Annotated in this window: 4 protein-coding genes; 1 reads left to right on the forward strand and 3 read right to left on the reverse strand. The window is 39.1% G+C overall.

Going from position 1 to position 3,752, the window contains the following annotated elements; translation table 11 throughout:
• From FNZ24_RS21100 to FNZ24_RS21110, 3 genes are all read right to left on the reverse strand, one after another.
• A partial coding sequence (locus FNZ24_RS21100; RefSeq protein ID WP_153916761.1) for a DUF2061 domain-containing protein occupies window positions 1-156 on the reverse strand: 156 nt, incomplete at its 3' end.
• Window positions 157-370: 214 nt separating this feature from the next.
• Entirely contained in the window at window positions 371-1,273 is a 903-nt protein-coding gene (locus tag FNZ24_RS21105; RefSeq protein ID WP_153916762.1) for a 1,4-dihydroxy-2-naphthoyl-CoA synthase, read from the reverse strand.
• 84 nt (window positions 1,274-1,357) lie between these two features.
• On the reverse strand, window positions 1,358-1,705 hold the full coding sequence (locus FNZ24_RS21110) for a hypothetical protein (protein ID WP_153916764.1): 348 nt from the start codon (window positions 1,703-1,705) through the stop codon (window positions 1,358-1,360).
• A 186-nt stretch (window positions 1,706-1,891) separates the two neighbouring features.
• Between FNZ24_RS21110 and ccoG the strand changes: the two genes are divergently transcribed.
• Window positions 1,892-3,319 carry a cytochrome c oxidase accessory protein CcoG gene (gene ccoG, locus FNZ24_RS21115; RefSeq protein WP_153916765.1) on the forward strand — a complete coding sequence of 476 codons (1,428 nt, stop codon included), beginning with the start codon at window positions 1,892-1,894 and terminating at the stop codon, window positions 3,317-3,319.
• Window positions 3,320-3,752: the final 433 nt, after the last annotated feature.

Here is a 3,752-nt window from a genome sequence, read left to right on the forward strand (position 1 = left end):
TTTCCATGACAAGGTTTGGAAATAAAACACCACTGTATTCACAGCTGGTTCAATTAAAGCGACCGCTCCACCAATGACAATACTGCCTGTTAATAAGTAGGTAATCGTAAAAGCTACGCTGAAATGTAAAATAGCAAAAGTAAGTGTCTTTTTCATGAGATAACCTTAATTAGTCGTGTTGTTTAATTGATTTAATGATAACAGTTCTCATTATCATTAAAAGTCTTTTTTTCCAATTACGACAAAAGGTTTATTCGATTAAGGTTTTGAATATGTGAGCTTGAGTGAAAGAGTTAAGTGCCCTCTCAGTAAATGCAGAGGGCTAACCCGTGGGGGGGTTAAACTTTTTGAAACTAATCTTGTGTGTAGATCAATAATGCCAAGGAAATTTAGAGAAGTCCTGATCGCGTTTTTCTAGGAATGCATCACGACCTTCTTGCGCCTCGTCAGTACCATAAGCAAGACGAGTTGCTTCACCTGCAAACAATTGCTGACCGACTAAACCATCATCTGGTAAGTTAAAGCCATATTTAAGCATGCGCATTGCAGTAGGCGACTTACTGTTGATTTCTTTTGCCCATGATAAAGCTTCTGTTTCTAGTTCAGCATGCGGGATAGAGCGGTTTACCATGCCCATATCAAATGCTTCATCAGCAGTGTAATTAAAGCCAAGGAAGAAAATTTCACGAGCACGTTTTTGGCCAATCATTTTAGCTAAATATGCACTGCCGTAACCAGAATCAAAACTGCCTACATCAGGGTCGGTTTGTTTGAATACCGCATGTTCTTTTGAGGCTAAGGTCAAATCGCACACCACATGTAAACTGTGACCGCCGCCAACAGCCCAACCAGGAACAACAGCAATAACCACTTTCGGCATAAAACGAATTAATCGTTGGACTTCTAAAATATGTAAACGGCCCATACGCGCTACATCAGGCTTACCTTCTTCTGCGCCTTCGTATTTATAACCATCCTTGCCACGAATACGTTGATCACCGCCAGCACAAAAAGAGAACTGACCTTTTGCTGATGGACCATTCCCGGTTAGTAATACACAGCCAACATCCGACCATTGGCGTGCATGATCTAAAGCGGTATAGAGTTCATCAACTGTTTTTGGGCGGAAAGAATTAAGGCAATCAGGGCGATTGATTGCAATTCTTACAGTGCCTTGATCTTTTGCGCGATGATAAGTGATATCTTCAAAGTCGAAGCCACTTACAGTATCCCAAAGTGAAGGGTCAAATATGTCAGAAACCTGTTGTGTCATTTTACTAGCCTTTTTCAATCGAATATCCAAAGGCTAGGCTGAATTAAATCTCAGGTCAATTGACAGATGTCAGGAAAGTTAAATTTATATCTTGTCACAGATTAATTGCAGGTTTTCTTTACCAAAAACCGGGTGTTTTGCACCAAAGCCGCAATACTCATCGTCAAAAGCTGCCACAGTAGCATTATCAGTAAATATAGACTTAAACTCTAAGGCCTCTTTACTTGATAGCCTTTCAATAACTCCCGAAGGCATCGAAATAACTTTGTCACTTTTTCTTATTATTTTAGTGCCCGTCATCGAAGTGACTTTTTCATCTGCGCTATTTAATACTGATTGTATTTCAGCTATAGGTTCATCTAGTTTATCTGTTTCAGTCGCGAAGTAGTAAATAACACCGCCAATCAGTGCAATAAGGATCCAGCCTCTCATCTTTTAGTCCAATTAAAGTGAATAACAATGAATAATACGAGTATAATATACTCAATTAACACTCTATATACGAGTGTGCAGCAGTTGATAGAGTTTTTTATCTAAAATCGATAACTTATTTCGATTATTTGTTTCGATAACAGCCACTTATTTTTGCCCCATTTATATAAGTAGTAAGGCATTAAGATGACCCAAGAATCTACACCTAAAGATTACGCCAAAGAAAAGCGGATCAAAATCCATCAACCAGACGCAAGTAAAGCTGACAGGTTCAATCCGAGTAATAGCATTTATGTTCGTGCAGTAACAGGTTTGTGGACGACGGTAAGAAGACGTATTGGTTGGGCAACCATGTCATTCTTTTTGATATTGCCTTGGCTTCCGTGGGGAGACAGACAAGCTGTCTGGTTTAATTTAGCAGAACAAAAATTTCATATCTTTGGCCTGACTATTTGGCCACAAGATTTAACCTTGTTGGCAGCACTCTTTACGATAGCCGCATTTGGTTTGTTTTTTGTGACAACTTATCTGGGAAGGGTGTGGTGCGGTTATACCTGTCCCCAAACCGTATGGACGTTTATATTTATTTGGTTTGAAGAAAAATTCGAAGGTGCACGTAATAAACGCATTAAATTAGACCAAATGCCATGGAGTTTTAATAAGCTATGGCGAAAAACTGCTAAACATACCTCCTGGATACTCATATCCTTATTAACCGCAATGACCTTCGTGTCTTATTTCGTACCAAGTCGTGAGGTGTATATAGATGTATTTACACTAAATGCCGACTTGAGTATCTACTTCTGGGTGGTTTTCTTTACTTTTGCAACTTATGGTAACGCTGGCTGGATGCGGGAAATTATGTGTATTCACATGTGTCCGTATGCTCGTTTCCAAGCTGCTATGTTTGATAAGAACACTTATATAGTTGGTTATGACTCAAAACGTGGCGAAACAAGAGGTCCACGATCACGAAAAGCTGACCACAAAGAAATGGGCCTAGGTGACTGTATTGACTGTGACTTATGTGTACAGGTTTGCCCAACAGGTATAGATATTCGAAATGGGCTTCAATATGAATGCATTAACTGTGGTGCTTGTATTGATGCTTGTGATACCACAATGGAGCGAATGGGTTATGACAAAGGCTTAATTAGTTACACTACCGAAAACAAGCTAGAAGATATTAAAGAGACGATTGTTAGACCAAAATTGATAGGTTATGGTGTTGCTCTAACTGTCATGATCTTAGTCTTCATTTATGCCAGTGCAACAATAGCTCCTATGCGGATGGATGTAATCCGAGATCGTAATGCCCTTTATCGAATAACAAATGATGGACTAGTTGAAAATACCTATACGCTAAAACTGCTTAATAAAACTGAACAGGCCCAAGAATATCAACTTTCAATGGATGGTCTTGAGGGATATGAGTGGAATGGACCTAAACAAGTTGCAGTGAAAGCAGGTGAAGTGTTGACACTACCTATTAGTATTGCAGTAGATCCTGGTCAATTAGAACGAACTGTGACAAAAATTAACTTAGTCGTTGATGCAAGTATTGAAGGTAAAGCTGTGACTATTAAACAAGAATCAAGATTCTTTGGTGAATAAATGCTGCTATAGCTGGATTAAGGGACTATTTAGTCCCTTTTTTATGCGTTTCGTTTAAAAGTTCATCTGTTAGTCATATTTCTGTAATTTTCTATTGGAAACCCCTTGCGTGAAATTCTGATTTGCCTATAATGCGCATCCACTGACACGGCAGAGCGCAATAGCGAAACACTGAGTCAGGTTGATTTGAGAGGGTGTTAACCACTTCAAATTAACGGCAAAAAGAAGTTTGAAAAAACACTTGACGCCAACGAGGGAAAGCGTAGAATACGCATCCCTGACCAACACGGTCAACGCTCTTTAACAATCAAACAAGTAAATCTGTGTGGACACTCACAGGTGTTGAGTTAATCGAAATTGTCACTTAGGTGGCAATCAAAATTATTATCAATGTAACGATGAGTGTTCATAGCAATATGTAACAAACAGGATG

The sequence above is a fragment of the Shewanella sp. TC10 genome (assembly GCF_009663145.1).
Classification (GTDB): Bacteria; Pseudomonadota; Gammaproteobacteria; order Enterobacterales; family Shewanellaceae; genus Shewanella.

Excerpts from the sequence above, each read along its gene's own strand:
- FNZ24_RS21105 (WP_153916762.1), bottom strand. The coding sequence starts at position 1,273 with ATGACACAACAGGTTTCTGACATATTTGACCCTTCACTTTGGGATACT.
- FNZ24_RS21110 (WP_153916764.1), bottom strand. The coding sequence starts at position 1,705 with ATGAGAGGCTGGATCCTTATTGCACTGATTGGCGGTGTTATTTACTAC.
- ccoG (WP_153916765.1), top strand. The coding sequence starts at position 1,892 with ATGACCCAAGAATCTACACCTAAAGATTACGCCAAAGAAAAGCGGATC.